Annotated in this window: 18 protein-coding genes and 1 riboswitch; of the genes, 5 read left to right on the top strand and 13 right to left on the bottom strand. The window is 54.3% G+C overall.

Going from position 1 to position 16,327, the window contains the following annotated elements:
- Positions 1-23 precede the first annotated feature (23 nt).
- Together NP590_RS12235 and NP590_RS12230 are read right to left on the bottom strand one after the other, a co-directional pair.
- Positions 24-572 carry a response regulator transcription factor gene (locus NP590_RS12235; RefSeq protein WP_256602696.1) on the bottom strand — a complete coding sequence of 183 codons (549 nt, stop codon included), beginning with the start codon at positions 570-572 and terminating at the stop codon, positions 24-26.
- Complete coding sequence (locus NP590_RS12230) at positions 550-1,923, bottom strand: ATP-binding protein (RefSeq protein ID WP_256602695.1); 1,374 nt, start codon at positions 1,921-1,923, stop codon at positions 550-552. The genes NP590_RS12235 and NP590_RS12230 overlap by 23 nt, the downstream gene beginning before the upstream one ends.
- 120 nt (positions 1,924-2,043) lie before the next feature.
- Here NP590_RS12230 and NP590_RS12225 point away from each other — a divergent pair, with 120 nt between their 5' ends.
- Positions 2,044-2,532 (top strand): hypothetical protein, encoded by a 489-nt coding sequence (locus NP590_RS12225; RefSeq protein WP_256602694.1) that lies wholly within the window; start codon positions 2,044-2,046, stop codon positions 2,530-2,532.
- Here the strand turns inward: NP590_RS12225 and NP590_RS12220 are convergent.
- The 5 genes from NP590_RS12220 to pta are packed head-to-tail and all read right to left on the bottom strand — an operon-like array spanning position 2,529 to position 8,310.
- Positions 2,529-3,512, bottom strand: coding sequence for a CobW family GTP-binding protein (locus tag NP590_RS12220; RefSeq protein WP_256602693.1), 984 nt, complete (start codon positions 3,510-3,512; stop codon positions 2,529-2,531). The two genes, NP590_RS12225 and NP590_RS12220, sit on opposite strands and share 4 nt — an antisense overlap.
- Before the next feature lie 21 nt (positions 3,513-3,533).
- Positions 3,534-4,394 (bottom strand): HDOD domain-containing protein, encoded by an 861-nt coding sequence (locus NP590_RS12215; RefSeq protein WP_256602692.1) that lies wholly within the window; start codon positions 4,392-4,394, stop codon positions 3,534-3,536.
- A gap of 32 nt (positions 4,395-4,426) precedes the next feature.
- Entirely contained in the window at positions 4,427-5,620 is a 1,194-nt protein-coding gene (locus NP590_RS12210; RefSeq protein WP_256602691.1) for an acetate/propionate family kinase, read from the bottom strand.
- A gap of 36 nt (positions 5,621-5,656) precedes the next feature.
- The gene (locus tag NP590_RS12205; RefSeq protein WP_256602688.1) at positions 5,657-6,184 is read right to left on the bottom strand and encodes a DUF2380 domain-containing protein; all 528 of its coding nucleotides are present in this window, start codon (positions 6,182-6,184) and stop codon (positions 5,657-5,659) included.
- Complete coding sequence (gene pta / locus NP590_RS12200) at positions 6,181-8,310, bottom strand: phosphate acetyltransferase (RefSeq protein ID WP_256602686.1); 2,130 nt, start codon at positions 8,308-8,310, stop codon at positions 6,181-6,183. The genes NP590_RS12205 and pta overlap by 4 nt, the downstream gene beginning before the upstream one ends.
- 220 nt (positions 8,311-8,530) lie before the next feature.
- Between pta and NP590_RS12195 the strand changes: the two genes are divergently transcribed.
- Together NP590_RS12195 and NP590_RS12190 are read left to right on the top strand one after the other, a co-directional pair.
- Positions 8,531-9,178 (top strand): FHA domain-containing protein, encoded by a 648-nt coding sequence (locus tag NP590_RS12195; protein ID WP_256602685.1) that lies wholly within the window; start codon positions 8,531-8,533, stop codon positions 9,176-9,178.
- 6 nt (positions 9,179-9,184) lie between these two features.
- A complete protein-coding gene (locus NP590_RS12190; RefSeq protein ID WP_256602684.1) occupies positions 9,185-9,562 on the top strand; it encodes a PilZ domain-containing protein in 378 nt (125 codons plus the stop codon).
- A gap of 33 nt (positions 9,563-9,595) precedes the next feature.
- Here NP590_RS12190 and NP590_RS12185 read toward each other — a convergent pair whose 3' ends face one another.
- Positions 9,596-9,895 carry a hypothetical protein gene (locus NP590_RS12185; protein WP_256602683.1) on the bottom strand — a complete coding sequence of 100 codons (300 nt, stop codon included), beginning with the start codon at positions 9,893-9,895 and terminating at the stop codon, positions 9,596-9,598.
- A gap of 454 nt (positions 9,896-10,349) precedes the next feature.
- Positions 10,350-10,431: riboswitch (cyclic di-GMP riboswitch) on the top strand.
- Between the two features lie 104 nt (positions 10,432-10,535).
- Here NP590_RS12185 and NP590_RS12180 point away from each other — a divergent pair.
- On the top strand, positions 10,536-11,312 hold the full coding sequence (locus NP590_RS12180) for a peptidase M10 (RefSeq protein WP_256602682.1): 777 nt from the start codon (positions 10,536-10,538) through the stop codon (positions 11,310-11,312).
- A gap of 172 nt (positions 11,313-11,484) precedes the next feature.
- On the top strand, positions 11,485-13,032 hold the full coding sequence (locus NP590_RS12175; RefSeq protein WP_256602681.1) for a fused MFS/spermidine synthase: 1,548 nt from the start codon (positions 11,485-11,487) through the stop codon (positions 13,030-13,032).
- Here the strand turns inward: NP590_RS12175 and radA are convergent.
- The 5 genes from radA to NP590_RS12150 all read right to left on the bottom strand — a co-directional run bounded on the left by radA (position 13,027) and on the right by NP590_RS12150 (position 16,324).
- A complete protein-coding gene (gene radA, locus NP590_RS12170; protein ID WP_256602760.1) occupies positions 13,027-14,397 on the bottom strand; it encodes a DNA repair protein RadA in 1,371 nt (456 codons plus the stop codon). The genes NP590_RS12175 and radA overlap by 6 nt on opposite strands.
- A gap of 17 nt (positions 14,398-14,414) precedes the next feature.
- A complete protein-coding gene (locus NP590_RS12165; protein ID WP_256602680.1) occupies positions 14,415-14,765 on the bottom strand; it encodes a type II toxin-antitoxin system RelE/ParE family toxin in 351 nt (116 codons plus the stop codon).
- Positions 14,766-14,773: 8 nt separating this feature from the next.
- On the bottom strand, positions 14,774-15,073 hold the full coding sequence (locus NP590_RS12160) for a type II toxin-antitoxin system Phd/YefM family antitoxin (protein ID WP_256602677.1): 300 nt from the start codon (positions 15,071-15,073) through the stop codon (positions 14,774-14,776).
- A gap of 285 nt (positions 15,074-15,358) precedes the next feature.
- Positions 15,359-15,706 (bottom strand): hypothetical protein, encoded by a 348-nt coding sequence (locus NP590_RS12155; protein ID WP_256602676.1) that lies wholly within the window; start codon positions 15,704-15,706, stop codon positions 15,359-15,361.
- 99 nt (positions 15,707-15,805) lie between these two features.
- The gene (locus NP590_RS12150; protein ID WP_256602675.1) at positions 15,806-16,324 is read right to left on the bottom strand and encodes a DUF4145 domain-containing protein; all 519 of its coding nucleotides are present in this window, start codon (positions 16,322-16,324) and stop codon (positions 15,806-15,808) included.
- Between the last annotated feature and the right edge of the window lie 3 nt (positions 16,325-16,327).

The raw sequence follows: 16,327 nt of genomic DNA, 5'->3' as shown, positions 1-16,327 counted from the left end.
CGAAAAAAAAAGTGAATGAGCCGTTATTCCCGCACAGGACGCTTTTCCAGCTTCCGTTGCAAGGTGCGCCGGTGCATGTTCAGCGCCCGGGCGGCGGCCGAGATGTTGCCGTCGTGCTGCATCAATACTTTTTGCAGATGCTCCCATTCCAGGCGTTTCACAGATAGCGGGTTGTCGCTGATGGCCACGCTGGCGTCGCCTTCGTTTTTGTGCAGGGCGTTGACGATTTCATCCGGGCTGGCCGGTTTGGTCAGATAGTGTATGGCACCCAGTTTAATGGCTTCCACCGCCGTGGCAATACTGGCGAAACCCGTCAGCATGACGATTTGGGTGTTGCTGTCCAGCTCTATCAGTTTCTTAACCATTTCCAGGCCGGAGTCGTAACCGATGCGCAGATCGATGACCGCGTACTCGGGTTCGGTCTGTTCGGCTAACTGCATGGCTGTGTTGACATCGTTCGCCACCGTAACCTGGAAATTGCGTTTTTCCAGGGCCGGCTTCAATACCGAGCAAAAAGTGACGTCGTCGTCGACCAGCAGTAAGTTGGGTTTATCCGTGGATGTTTCTGTCATGCGCACTCTCCTTAGTTAATATGGGCAGGCTGATTTCCACACAGGCGCCACCTGAATCGAGATTGTTGAAATATATTGTACCGCCCAAGCGTTTGATGGTGGTATAGGTCAAAAACAATCCGACGCCCATGCCCTGTTTATTGCTTTTAACCGGCTTTTGGCCGGCGAAATCCAGGAACTCCGGCGGTAGGCCGGGGCCGAAGTCGCGGATTTTCAGGGTCAAGGTGTAGGCGTCCCAGCGAGCGTGAAATTCGATGCCGGCCTGGTTGTCGGTGGCTTCGGCGGCGTTATTCAGAATATTGATCAGCGAGTGGGTCAGGGTGCGTTCGGCAATGATGTTGGCGGACATTTCCACCTCGCCGGAAACGAATAAATTCAACTTGGTGCTGGGCTTGTGGGTGCGCCATTGGTTCAATACTTGATCGATATAATCGCCGACCGGCATCATCTTGCCCGATTCGGCGCGCATTTCGCCAGCGGATGCCGACATCACCGATAGGGCCTGTTTGCAGCGGTCCAGCTGTTGTTGCAGAATCACCAACTTTTGATTCAGTTCGGGGAAACGGTGCTCGGGTAATTCCTCGGCCATGTCGTGGGCGATAATGGCAATGGTGCCCAACGGCGTGCCCATGTCGTGCGCGGCGCTGGCCGCCAGGGTGCCCAGCGAAACCACCCGTTCGTCGCGCAGGGCGCTTTCGCGGGCGTCGGCCAGACTGCGTTCGCGCTCCTTGAGGGTTTTTGCCAGCGCGATGATAAAAAAAGCCACCAAGCCGGCGCTGAATACAAAGCCGAACCACATGCCGAAAACATGCAGGTTGAAATAACGCCGGTCTTCCAATAACTGCATGCGCAGACTCATCTCCGGCGTCAGGTTGGTCATGTTGTGGTGGTCGGCGTGCGGGGCCAGCGCGGGCAGGGGAACGTTGTAGGCAATCAATACCGTGTAGATGCACGAGGTGATGATGACCATGTTCCAGGCATAGGATTGCGGCAGCATGATGGCGGTGACGATCAGCGGCAATAAAAATACCCAGATAATCGGATTGGAGGCCCCGCCGGTCAGATACAGCAAGTAGGCCAAAGCCAGCACATCCATGCAGATCTGCGAAAAAATCTCGTGTTCGGTGACCGGTTCCGGTGTGCGCAGACGCAGCCAGGTGTAAAGGTTAAGGATGGAGATTGCGAAAATGGCCAGCCAGAGCTGATTCATCGGCAGTTCGATATCCAGGCCGTGAACGGCGATAAACACTCCTATCACCACGGCAAACAGCATCAGATTTCTGAGAATGTACAGCCAGTTGAGGTTTTCGCGGATGGAGATTTCGGCTTTGGGCAGGATATGAGACAGCATGACGAACCAGGGTTGAATTTTCCCGGTTATGGTAACGCTGTTTGCGGTTCAGGCATAAAATTTCCACATCGAACGCCGATTAACTGTTACCTTCGGTCTGTCGAAATTTGGAGGTGCGTCATGCCTGCTTTATTCAATGCCAATAAAACCAGTGCCCAATTGTTGGCGGACTTTGCCGCAGATGCCTGGGGGAAAAGTCCGTCGGAGCCATTGAAATTGCGCTATTTGATGGTGTTCGATTTATTCATCAAGGCCCGTAGTTATGCGCTGTTGAACAAGTTTTTCTTCGGTTTGGCCTTGCTGGCGGGTAGCGCGCTGTTGGTCTGGCCCGTCATCGCATTCAAACTGGATAGTATCGGCGTCGGATACAGCGCCATGGTGCAAACCTCGGTCACCGGTCTGGCGGCCCTGTTGTTTGCGCTGTACAGCCATTACAAAAAACGCCAGACCTACGCCGAAAATCTGATGAGGCATGTGATTTTCAGCAACGAGGCCCTGGAACTGGTGTTCGAGAAAGTGCAAAAAGAAATGGAGCGCATGGACCAGGGGTTTGTGTTTTCCGAAACCCTGGCGAAAAAAAATGGGAGCGATGCCAAACCAGCGGATTAGGGCGCTTGACTGTCGATATGCACGCGCAGGGCATTTTTGTCGATGCTGTCGCCGAAAAGCCGTTGTATATGCTCCGCCAGCGGCGCGGGGTCGGCGCTGGCGATAAACACCAATCGGCCCCCGACATCATCCGCCACCTTGCCGGCCAGGGCCGTCGGCGGGTACAAGTGCCGACCCGCCGCTTGGATGACCATGGGGCATGCTTCGTCCGTCAGTCTCACCACGCCCTTGATGCGGAGCAAATCGCTTGGCCAGCCGGTCAGTAATTCCCGCAACAGGCTTAGCAGTTGCGGTTGGCTCATGGGCTTGGATAGTTGCAGGGACAGGCTGGAAAAGCCGTGTCTCGGCGGACCGGCCGGACCGGGCAGGCGGCGTAGAGCGGGCGGATTTTTGCTTGCATTAAGGTACGCGGCGAGGTTTTCAAAGCGCGGCGTGGCCGGCGCCAAGGCATCCAACCGGGCAGTCAGCGCGGTTCTTTGCGCCGTATCGGCAAGATCCGCGTGCGTCAGCAGCAGGGTATCGGCCCAAGCCACTTGAGCCTTGGCTTCGGCAAACCGATCCAGCTGTGCAAGGGCGGAAGGGATGGCCAAGGTGGTAACGATTTCCGCCAAGTTATAGCGGCTGGATAGCCATTTGTCGCGCAGCAGGGTATCCAGAATCGGTTCCGGGCTGGCAACACCGCTGGTTTCGATCAGCATGCGCCGGAAGGGCGGTTTTGGGGCTTGCCGCCAAGCCATCCATAAATTGCGCAAGGTGGGGGCCAAGGCCCCCTTGATTTGGCAGCATAGGCAGCCGCCGGCCAGGGTAGTCAGCGGCAATTCCTGGCGCCCCAGCAGGGCGGGGTCGACCGGAATGTCGCCGAATTCATTGATGATCACCGCCGTCTCGATGGGGTCGGCCAGCAAGCGGTTCAGCAAAGTGGTTTTACCGCTGCCGAGGAAGCCGGTGATCACAATGACCGGAATTTTATCGGATGTCATGCCGCTGATGTTTTCAAGTCGTCAATGCTGGCCCATTTCAATCACTTCGGCCCGCAAATCCTCGAAGTCGTATTCGCTTAAACCGATGTAGTTCAACAGATCGTTTTTGATGCGGCCGAATTCGTGGTCGACGGCGGCATAGCCCAGCATTCCGTGGGTTTTACAGGTGGTTTCCGCCAGTTTCAATATGGCCAACAGGTTTTTTTCGCTTTGTTCGCAGGCGATTTTGTCGGCAAAAATCGGCTCGACTTTATGGTGGTCGGCGATGGTTTGGGCGATATAAGCGGGCAACTTCCAGGCCTTGGCGACGTAATAGCCCACCACCGAATGGTTACAGTCTATCGTTTCGTTCTCCACGTCGGTAATCGATTTGGAAGTCTCGGCGTAGGCGCGCTTGAGGATGGACGGGTAGTGCTCGAATTTATGCATCAGCAAGGGAATGCCGCTGTTGTGAAATAAACCCAGGCTGTAAGCCTCGTCCGGCGCGGCCACGCCGGTCAGTTTCGAGATGGCGGCCGCCGCCATGGCCACGTCCTGGGCATTGTCCCAAAAGCGGGTCAACTCGGTCAGCGTGGTATCGGTCAGCGAATTGCGAATGGACAGGGAATTGACGATGTTGATGACGTTATTCAATCCCAACAAATTCAAGGCCTGTCCAATCGAAGTCACCTGATTGCGCAATTGGAAAAACGGGCTGTTGATCACTTTTAAAATGGACCCGGACACACCGACATCCTTGCCGATGATTTTGGCAATGTTGACGAAACTGGGTTCCGGGACGGCCATTTCCATATGCAGGTCCACCATGATTTGCGGCTGTGGCGGGATCGTGATGCCTTTCAGCAATTTTTGGGCGGTTTCTTCCGGGATGATGGGTTTCATGAACGGGCAATGGTTATGGAGTGAATGGGCCGTTAATTCAGGTTTTTCAAACAGGTCTCGGCCTGAATGGCAATTTCGAGCTCTTCCTGGGTATGTATGACCAGCAGTTTAACCCTTGATGAGTCGGCATGGATAGCCGCGCAAGGCAGGATAGAGGCTTGATTCCTGGCGGGATCCAGCTCGATGCCCAAGGCGGATAGCCCGTCGCAACTTTGTTGCCTTAGCCAGGCGTCGTTTTCGCCGATGCCGCCGGTAAACACCAGGGCATCCACCCGACCCAATACGGCAAAGTAAGCGCCGATATATTTCTTGATGCGGTAGGCGTACATGGCCAAGCTGAGTTTGGCCGCCGGATCGCCGGCATCCGCCATGGCATGTATGCCGCGCATATCGTTTTCACCGCAAATACCCCGGCAACCGCTGTCGTTGTTCAACAGCTTTTCAATGGCTTCCAGGGACAGACCGAGGCTGCGTCCCAAATAAAAATGCAGGGCCGGATCGATATCGCCGCAACGGGTGCCCATCATCAAGCCTTCCAGCGGTGTCATACCCATGGAGGTATCGACGCAGAGGCCATTTTCGATGGCGCTGGCGCTGGCGCCGTTGCCCAAGTGCAGGGTGATCAGATTCAATTCTTGCAAGGGTTTGCCCAGGGTTTCGGCGGCCTGTTTGGCGACATAGCCGTGCGAGGTGCCGTGAAAGCCGTAACGGCGCACGCCATGCCGGCTGTATAGTTCGGCGGGTATCGGATAGCGGTAGGCATAATCGGGCAGGCTTTGATGAAATGCGGTGTCGAAAACGGCGACTTGCGGCAGTTTACCCATCAGTCTGAGCGATTCTTCAATGCCCAGCAGATTGGCCGGATTATGCAGAGGGGCCAAAGGTATCATGCCAGCGATCTGCTTTATGACTTCCGGCGTGATCAAGGCCGGCTGGCGAAACATTTCGCCGCCGTGCACCACGCGGTGACCGATGCAGGCCAATTCGCCGTCACGCACGGCGCCGCTGGCGGCCAAGCTGGAGAACAGGGTTTGCAGGGCTTGCTGGTGGTTGACCAGCGGCAGTTCCAGGTACACCGGCTCGGCGTCGCTTAAACGATAGCGGTGCGTCGCCATGGCCTCGCCGATGCGTTCGAGGATGCCGCTGAGCAAGACCCGCCTGTCGCTCATGGCAAACAGGCTGTATTTGATGGATGAACTGCCGGCGTTGAGAACTAGTATTTTCATGCGGATGGGTTGGGTTCGATTGTATGCTTTGGGGCGTCAGCGGATTTTCGAGCTGCCGGGCGGCGGCGGACTGTAACGGTTTTCCAGCGCGCCGTCTATTTTGTCGGCCAAGGTCTCCACGGCCTTGACAACCAGCTGCTTGCCGGGACCCTTGGACTCGGTGATGAAGTTGCCTATCAAGCGGCGGTCGGCAACCCTCACCAAATGTCCCATCAGGTAAGCGAACAGAAAACTGGGTTTATGCAGGCGTCCCACCAAAACGAAATCGGCCTCGAATTGTCGGCCCAGGTCGGCCGCCGCGTCGGCATGGTCGAACAAATAGCCCGCGCCGGCGTTGGCGGCCTGTTGGACGCTAGGCGGTATGGAAACGATGCTGTAGCCGGCGGACGCCAGTTCCTCGGTCAATAAGGGTCGTATGGCGGCGGTGCGTTCGAGTTCGGCCGGAATGCCGGGGGCCAGCGTCAGATCCTTGAGTTCGAAATCCAGGATGGCGATGCGGGTCTCGGCGGGCAAACTCGGGCAGATCAAGCCGCACAGCAGAGCAGCGCATAAGCGTTTCATCATGGGGCGTCGCTTTCCTGGGCCTGTATGGCGGTAATGATAACGGTGTTGACGATATCGGCTACCGTGCAACCCCGGCTCAAATCGTTGACGGGTTTGTTGAGGCCTTGCAATATCGGTCCCACCGCGATGGCGCCGGACGAACGTTGCACTGCCTTGTAAGTGTTATTGCCGGTATTCAGGTCCGGAAAGATAAACACGGTAGCCCGGCCGGCCACTTCGCTGCCCGGCAACTTGGTTTTGGCAACACCGGAGTCTACCGCCGCGTCGTATTGCATGGGGCCTTCCAGTTTCAAATCCGGCCGCAGCTCGCGGGCGATTCTGACCGCCTCGCGGACCTTGTCGACCGCTTCGCCCTTGCCGGAGTCGCCGGTGGAATAGGACAGCATCGCGACCAACGGCTCGATGTTGAATTCTCTGGCGGTATCGGCGGCGCTGATGGCAATGGCGGCCAGTTCTTCGGCATTGGGATTGGGGTTGACCGCGCAATCGCCGTAGACCAGCACCCGGTCTTCCAGGCACATGAAAAATATGCTGGAGACGATGGATGCGCCGGGTTTGGTTTTGATGATTTCGAAAGCCGGCCTAATGGTGTGCTGAGTCGAGTGAACCGCGCCGGACACCATGCCGTTGGCGAAGCCCAGGTGTATCATCAGCGTGCCGAAATAACTGACGTCGCCCATCAGATCGAATGCGGTGGCGTAAATGACGTTTTTATGCTTGCGGGCTTCGTAATAGGCTTGGGCGAATAGCGGTCGCAGTTCGGAGGTCATGGGGTCTATGACGTCTACATCCGGCAACTTCAGCGCCAGGGCCTGAATTTTTTGGCGGATTTCCGCTTCATTGCCCAGCAAGGTGATTCTGACCACGTCGCGCAGCAGCAAAATTTCCGCCGCCCTTAAAATGCGTTCCTCCGTGCCTTCCGGCAACACGATGTGCTGCTTGCGGGCCTTGGCCCGTTGCAGCATGTCGTATTCGAACATCAGCGGCGTCATTTTATGGCTGGCCTTGGCCAACAGTCGCTGGCGCAGTTCGCTCATGTCGATGTTGTTTTCCACCAAACCCAGGGCCTTGGCGATTTTTCTGTCGTCTTGCGAATGCAGGCGGGCCGGTATTTGGCTGACTTGCATAGCGGTGGTGAAGGTGTCGGTGTCCACACCCAGCACGGCGAAGGGCAGATCACCCAGGCCGTCGATCAAGGCCTGTACCTGCGGCGCGGGTTCCTGGTGGCCGGTCAGCAACAATCCGGAAATTTGCGGATAATTGGTGGAGTGATAGGTCAGCAGGCTGGCCAGAATGATGTCGGCGCGATCGCCGGGCGTGATGATCAAATCCCCGGCCTGCACATAGTCCAGAAAATCCGGCACCAGCATGGCCGCGACTTTGTAATGGTGGATCTCGCGGCCGAGCGCATTGTTGTCGGAGGAAAACAGTTTGGCGCCGAGGGCCTGGGCGATATTGCCCAAGGTGGGTTTTTCCAGCGACGGTTCCGCCGGCACCACGTAGATCGGGAAATCGCCGGCCTGATTCAAACCGGCCCGCAAGGTTTCCACTTGGGTGGATGCCACGCCATTGATCGCCACCGCCAGTACCGCGTTATCGTGCTCGTGCAATTCTAGTTTCAGGCTGGCCAGATTGTTTAACAACTGCAAATTGTCCAGTCCGCCGCCGGGTATAACCGGCAGCATCAGACAATCCAGGTTATTGGCAACCTGGGCGTTAAAATCGAATTCAAACATCGAGTCGCCGTGCCGGTAATCGGAGCCTATGCACAACACGTGTTCCCGGCTGGCTTTCAATGCCCGATATTTGGCCAGAATGATTTTATGCAGTTCGTCGTATTGCTCGGTGGCCAGTAATTCGCTGGCCTCCTGGCTCTTGCAGCCGTACATGGCTTCGTAGGGCAGGTCCAATTGATAACGGAACTGGATAAACTGAATCAACTCGTCCAGTTTGTCGCCGGATTGAATGATGGGACGAAAAAAGCCGACCTTGCCGGCATGGCCGGTCAGCATCTCCATAATCGCCAACATAATGATGGATTTGCCGCTATTTCTGTCGGTGCCGGTAATATAGATATTCTGGGAAATCAACGATTGCTGTTCGATCATTGGGCTGGATGTGTTCATCATCGTTACCGGGCCGTTGTGGTGGCTTGATTCTACTGTAAATGCGGGAGGTTTAAATACCCTTGCCGGGCAAACCGTCAGCGGATTGGAGTCAAAAGGGCTGGAGCAGCTACACTATGGCTTTGAATATGTGACGTTGAAAATAATTTTCAAGAAATCGGCAAGTGACGTTTCAACGTCTATACTACAATCCGGTCGCAGGGAATCCTAGATAACAGTAATGGCAAAATTCACCCTCTATTTCAAAGATAAACCCATTCATTCAGGCATATACGATGCCGGGGTGATTCATATCGGTCGCGACGAAACCAATGAAATCGTGGTTGACAGCTTGGCGGTGGCGCCCGCGCATGCCGTGGTCATCATCAAGGATGGTGCTTGCATCGTCAAGCAACTGAATGAAAAATTCCCCTTGCTGATCAATAATCAAGCCACCAAGGAATGGAGCCTGCAAAACAACGACGTCATCAATGTCGGCAAGCATTACATCGTATACACCCTGACCGAATCCTTCCTGGATGCAGAGCCCGCCGCGGCACCGGCAAGCTTTTCGCGCGACGCCGATGTGCATGCGCTTAACCAAAAACTGGAAGCGGCCGCCAAACAGCAGGACGCCAATTTGCAGATCATGGACGGCCCGCATATCGGCCGCATCTTGCCGCTGAAAAAGGCCATGACCCGCCTTGGACATGAAGGCGCGGGCGTCATAGTGATTGCCAGGCGCAAGGATGGTTATTACGTTTCGGCGCTGCAGGGTCACCACGGTTTGGCTGTCAACAAACAGCCCTTGGGAGAAAATACTGTATTGTTGCAGCATAACGACATCATCGAGGTCGACAAAACCCCGATGCAATTCTTTTTGGAGTAAGGCTCGATGGCGGAAAGCGAGCGGGAAAAAAGACAATATCAGCGGGTTTTATATAACGCCGAAGCGGTGTTGGCGGACGGCGACGCTCAAATACCCTGCAGAGTGGTCGACATCTCGCTTAAAGGTTGTCTGCTGGAATTTGAAAAACCCTGGCCCGCGAATGAAAGCCAGTCCTACCAATTGCTGTTGAAATTGTCCGATACCGTGCTGATCGGCATGGCGCTAAAAATCAGTCACGGAGTCGGCAGTCAAATCGGCTTCAAATGCGAGCATATCGATATCGACAGCATTACCAATTTACGCCGGCTGGTTGAGCTGAATTCGGGGGATAGCGAGTTGCTCGGCCGGGAATTGGATGCGTTGTGCGGCATATCGCCCAAATGACCCGTCCGCGACCGGTCGCGGACGGGTAGCGAATCATTCGGTGCGGCGAATTTTAACGTTTTCCACCATCGCCACATTCCAGCCGCGATTTTTATCCACCCATTTCATGCTCAGCCAATACCAAAGCGTCATAGGCACCATCATCGCAAACCATTCCCAATCGTCGATTAAAAACAGTCTGGCTACCCAGGGGTTTTCGTAATAAATAACCCACGGAATGCAGTAAACCGTAAACAATAAACTGCTCCAGATTAACAGCAAGGCGGCGCGGCGGGTTTCTATACTTGAAAATGCCAAAAAAACCCAAAGTGGCATGTTGCTATCTTTTTGCATTTTTCTCCTTAAATTTTATTGCGCTTCCTGATTATTCCGGGTTGCAGCTTCAGCCGTAAGCCGGATATCCGTACCCGCCCACCATGGTTGCCGCTTTACAAGCGGTGACTGTTGCGTCTTTCATTTTTCATACGGTAGGTCAAACGCACATAATCTACCTGGGATTTTTCTTACCCGCAATAACGAAAATTCCAGGTAATGGATGCGAGTCGGAACCATGAAATTGAACATCGGGCCGCAAGCGAAAACACCTAAAACAGATGTGGCAAATAACATAGCTTAATTAAGATGTTATTGATTCGGTATATTAGTGAAATATTTAATAATATGAAAGAGTTATGGTTTTAGATAAGTGGTCCGGATATTGTATTCAGACTTTCGTTGTTTCAGGTCTCGGTAGGGACGGCTTTAAAAGCCGTAAATCAAACCTGCTTTTGAAGTGGGATTTAACCTGATTCAATGTTGCCACTCCCGTTGCGAGGCGGGTTCGGAAAGCTACGGTTCTTGACAAAAAACAAGAAGGCCGGGCTGCCTCCTATAGTGATGGGGAGGATCGAAGCGACTACACTATTTTCAAGGGAAGCGCTGAGAGCATTGCTGTTAAATATCAATAATTAAACAGTAAAAGAGGATTGAATTTATGAAAAATATTATCGCGGCGGCTGTCGTATTGTTTGGGATGGCATTCGCTACCCAAGCCAATGCGCACGTAGGTTACAGAAGTTTAGATGTTATGAATCCGTTTGTTGCTTCGGTGACTAGTGATTTTGGTTGGTTTCAAGGTACAGAACCTACCTTGGGCAACAGCCATGATATCCGTTGGTTTAATTTCACTTTAGCGGAAGATTCTTTTGTTGATATTTTTGTAGCGGCCACCGGTGCGGGCACTTTTCCCAACTTTAATGGCGCTGGGGTACAAAGCGCTTCCGCACCTACGTTCACTTCAGTTGGCTCGCTAAATGTCGGGTTTAGCTTGTACAGTGGTTTAGTGCCTGCAAGTTCATACGAAAATGCGCCAGTCAACAACTTTGATTCCGTTAATTTCAATGGCCTTTTCAACGCATTGGGTGATACCACCATGGGTAACAACGGCGGCCAAGTTAATACCATCAAATACATCACCAGCAAAAACGATTCAAATTCTGCGTATTTGCCAGAATATTTGACCAACTACTTCTTGAAAGCGGGCGAATATACCTTGGCGGTTGGCGGTGCATCTGCGCCTATTTATGACACCGATGGCATAACACTGTTGAACGACGGTACTTATGGCATCGTTGCCTATTTGGGTGTGCAGTCCCTTGCCGCGGCGGCAGCCGCAGTGCAACCGGTGCCGGTGCCCGGCGCGGTTTGGCTGTTCGGTAGCGCCATGGCCGGTCTGATCGGTTTCGGCCGCCGTAAACAATTGGCGGCTTGAACGCTTGGGTTAAGGTATTTGCCCATATTGGAATAATTCCCGCATCAGCCAGGATGGCGAAGGCGGGAAGCGGATCAGGAAGCCCGTAAGGCTGGGACGCCTTTATCACCCCCGGAACGCAAATTGGAAGCGGGCCGGGGGTGTTTTCATTTTTACAGTGTTGAAAACAACCATGTCCAAAAAATCTTTTCCTGAAACGGTGGCCATAGGCAAGGCCGGGTTGCTGGCAACCGTAACCTGCGGCGGCGGCGCGGTGATGATACTGGAACTGCTCGGCACCCGCATCATCGCTCCGTATTACGGCGTCAGTCTGCACGTATGGTCTTCGCTGATAGCAGTCACCATGATCGCCTTGGCCACCGGTTACTATCTGGGCGGATTTCTGGCCGACCGTTACCCGCGCATTCGGCTGGCGCACATCTTTGCCCTGGCGTCCCTGACCACGGTGGTGATTCCCTTCGTCAGCGCGCCGGTCATGCAGTTGACCAACCTTATGGGAATACGGGCCGGCGCGTTCGCCAGCGCCTTGCTGTTATTCAGCGCACCGTTGACGGCCCTGGCCATGGTGGGGCCGTTTGCGATCAAGCTGGCCACGCGGGATTTGCGCGGCGTGGGCAGGGCGGTGGGTTCGGTATATGCCGTCAGTACCCTGGGCAGCGTGGTGGCAACGTTAGTGCTGGGCTTTTATCTGCTGCCGCTGTTTGGTACCCGCGCCATCATATTCTCCTTGAGTTTGCTGCTGTTTGCGTGGGCCTTGCCATTGATGTGGCGGGACAGGGCCGGTTTCAACAAGGCATCGGCTGCTTTGCCCTTATGGCTGATCGGTATTGCGGTCGGTCTGCTGAGTGCGAATGGCTATGCCACCCCGCATGCGGCGGGCAAGGGTTTTAAGGTGGTACACGCGGAGGAAAGCGTTTACGGCTGGGTGCGGGTGGTCGACGATTTGCATCACGGCTATCGCTTGCTGCTGTCCGACTCGTCGGTACTCAGCGCGGTCGAGCTAGAACACGGCCGCAGCCTGTTGAGCTATCAAGCGGTTTTGAGCGGGCTGCCGCTGTTTCGTCCGCAAGCCACTGATGCCTTGCTGATCGGCTTGGGCGGCGGCCATGTGGCCAGGGATCTTAAATCGCGCGGGTTGACCACCGACACCATGGAAATCGATCCGGCCGTGGCTTCCGCCGCGCTGGACTATTTTCATTTCAAGCCAACCGGCGATTTCATCGTCGGCGATGCCCGCTACGAAGTCACCAAGCTAAAAAAGCAGTACGACTTTGTTATCCACGATTGTTTTACCGGCGGCTCCGAGCCCACCCATTTGCTGACGGTGGAAATGCTGCGGGAACTCAAGGGCCTATTGAAAAACCAGGGCGTGCTGGCCTTGAATTACGTCGGCTATACCCATGGAGAGGGTGCCGAGGCGGTGGCGTCCGTCTACAAAACCCTCAAAAGCGTCTTGCCGGAAGTCAGTGTCTACATCACTGAAAAAGCCGAATTTACCGATTTCATCTTTTTGGCCTCCAATGGGCCGATAGTGCTGGACAGCGGCAATCCGGACAAATACGCCCAATGGCTGCTGGATCATGCCCATGTCATGGACGACAGTGCCGGCATCCTGATTACCGACGATTACAATCCGCTGGAAAGCATGCAGGTGCGCAAGGCTGAGGAATACCGCAAGGTATTCATGCAACGCATCGCGCCGGAGTTGCTGTTTTTATAAATCGTTCAATACCGCCAGCGCTTCCTGAATATTGCTGACCGCATGAATCTGCAGATTCTTCACGCCGTCCTTGGGTTTGTTGCTTTTCGGGATGACGGCTTTTTTGAAACCGTGCTTGGCGGCTTCGTTGAGGCGGGCGTGGCCGTTGGCGACCGGGCGGATTTCGCCGTTTAAACCCACTTCGCCGAAAAATACCGTGTCGTAGGGAATGATGCGGTCGCGCAGGCTGGATACCACGCCGACCATAATCGCCAGATCGGTGCTGGTTTCCGATACCTTGATGCCGCCCACCACGTTGGCGTAAATCTCGTCGTTGCCGGTGAAAATGCCGCCGTGGCGCGACAATACAGCCAACAGCATGGCCAGCCGGTTCTGGTCCAAACCTACCGCCAGCCGGCGCGGATTGCCGTACTGGCTTTCGGTGACCAGGGCCTGGATTTCCACCAGCAAGGGCCGGGTGCCTTCCCACAACACCGTCACCACGCTGCCGGGCGAGGGTTTTTCGGCGCGGGATAAAAACATCGCCGACGGATTTTTCACTTCCTTCAAACCGCTGCTTTCCATCGCAAAAAAGCCCAGTTCGCCGACGCTGCCGAAACGGTTTTTATCGGCCCGCAATACCCGGAAGCGCGAGTCGTCGGTGGACGACAGCACCACTTGGGCGTCGACGATGTGGCTCAGTGTCATCGGCCCGGCCAGCGACTGGTCCTTGGTGACGTGGCCGACCATAAAAAACGACACCCCACTGCGTTTGGCGTACTGGGTCAAATAGCTGGCCGATTCCCGCACCTGCGACACCGAGCCGGGCGCCGAATCCGAATCGGCCGTGTACATGACCTGAATCGAGTCGATGATGACCACCTTGGGTTGTTCCTCGTCCAATACCTGGCAAATCTGCTGTACCGAGGTTTCCGCCAGCATTTTGATGCCGGCGGTTTTCAATCCCAGCCGTTGGGCGCGTTCGGCAATTTGCTGCAACGATTCCTCGCCGGACACATACAGCACTGGCAGCCGCTCGGCGATATGGGCGATGGCTTGCAACAGGATAGTGCTTTTGCCGGCGCCCGGCGCGCCGCCGATCAACACCACGCTGCCGGTAACGATGCCGCCGCCCAACACCCGGTCGAATTCGGCCAAACCGGTAGATATGCGCTCGGCCTGGGCTAGATTGACCTCGGACAGCAAACGCACTTCACTACGGGCACCGGCGTAACCGCTATTATCCCGCGCCGCCGCTTTGCCTGAGCCGAGTTTGACTTCCTTGATGGTATTCCACTCGCCGCATTGATTGCATTGCCCGGACCAGCCGGGGTAGTCGGCGCCGCACTCGGTGCAGACGAAAGCGGATTTTTGCTTTTTAGCCATGGTGCGTTCGAATGAGGTTATTGATTCAGCCATAAACGCTGAAAATCGTAGGACAGCTGCTTATGATGTTTGACCGCCAGCATGTAGATAGCGTCGGTCAATAAATACAGCAGCAAATAATCTTCCAAAAGATATTCGCGAATCTCAGTGTAGAACGTGCCCAGCTTGTCGATGCGGATTTTGGCCTCGGCGGATTCTGCCCCATATCGGGCAAACGGCCGTCCCATCTCGGGATATGACTCGAGATTGGGAATGACCTCAGTGCTGAGGGTTTCAAGTAACCGGTCGTAGCCGGCCGGGAAGCCGGCTTCACGCCAATAGTTTTCGATGCTGTCCAAGTTGCCGAGGAAATTATCGGTGAACCTCACCTGCATCGCTATCGGTCCGAAGGCGCGCGGTTTTGTTTGATTTTAGCTAGCGCTTGCCGCGCATCTTGATGACGGCCCGCCGCTACATCCGCCAAGCCGGCCTCAATTTCCCGCAGACACAACAAATGAATATGGGCGCGTTCCAGACGGTGGTAATGATCCAGTCTGTCGGCCGCGATCAAGGCGGCCACCCCTTCGCCATTTTTGGTGATGATTTTTTCCTTGCCGGCTTGAACCTCGCTGACCAAGCTGGATAAATGGGTCCGGGCTTCGGAAAAAGGCACGATGTCGCTGCTGGCAATGCTCATGGATGTCCCTCGGTTTGTACAAGATTTTGCTCTATATTAAGCTTGATAACGCCTCTTGCCTAGCGGCAAATAGCGTGTGTAGCTCCGATTAGCGTAGCGTTATTGGAGGAAGGAATATCATAAACATGCGTCCGATTACGCTATCGCTAATCGAACCTAGGGCTCTGGACGATGTTGCCTTCGCGGCGCAGGGCGTAGGGCGGATTCGCGATAGCAATCCGCCATGTAGAGGACAGAGTCATGGCCAATACCATGGCGGATTGTCGCTACCGCTCCGAATCCGCCTTACGCGGGTTCTGGTTGATGGTTTACTTTTTCATACACAGCGTAAGTGGGGTCAACTTCTATTCCCGCAATCTGAAAGAACGCGAGGTATGCAATTGCCATTCGATATTCATATTTCGGTGCATTTTTCTTAACCGAGTTAACCAAGAATTGGAAAACATTCAGATCGACGCATGCTGTGTATGAGCTTCCATCAAACTCAGCATTGTAAAGATAACCTACCAAATTCAGCGCTTCGGAATGTACGCCAACTTTGAAGTTGTGGACAAACCAATTCCCATCGCCGATAACCTCCATTACCTCGGCAACGTAGGTGGGAAACTGGTATATGACGGTCATGTTTTCCATTGAGAGTTGATGCACACTAAAAAGAAACCTAACGCCAGCCGTAACCGGGCCAAAAAAGCGCAGCTTTTTTTGGGTCCGAGTTTATGGCATTGTTATGCATTAGTTGTCCCGTTCATGAATGCTCTTGAGCTTATCCGCCGGCAAACTGCTGTAAATCTCGTCGATTTCTCGAGGCTCAGTCAACATCTTCTGTGCAATGAAATTTACCAATCGGAAAAGTTGGTTAGCTGTATCTCGATCATCCTTGAGATCAATTGTTCCGGGATGGACCGACTCGTTTCCGATCACTCGAACACTATCAAGAGCTTCCTGAACCTTCGGAGGCAAGCCAGCGGCTACTAATCCTTTTATGTCAGAGTTAATATTTTTCCCAGGCTGTCCAAGGTGAGCGCAGAGCTTTTGTATTGCCAATCTCAAAAGCGCAGCGGCACCTCTGGGAGAGAGGTTAACTATTGCTCTTGCCTCATCATAATCCTCTGTTATCTCCTCTGGTAAATCTTGATTAGGCGGCTCAGCGGTCATATTGAGAGGAAATATAATTGATTCGCCGAGCCAAATGGTAGGGAAATCGCAATGTTCGCAGTACGAGACCATAAAGCGATCATCTCGCCTATTCATTCC

The organism is Methylomonas subterranea (genome assembly GCF_024505185.1).
GTDB lineage: Bacteria > Pseudomonadota > Gammaproteobacteria > Methylococcales > Methylomonadaceae > Methylomonas > Methylomonas subterranea.
This window is presented reverse-complemented; position numbering and strand designations above follow the sequence as displayed.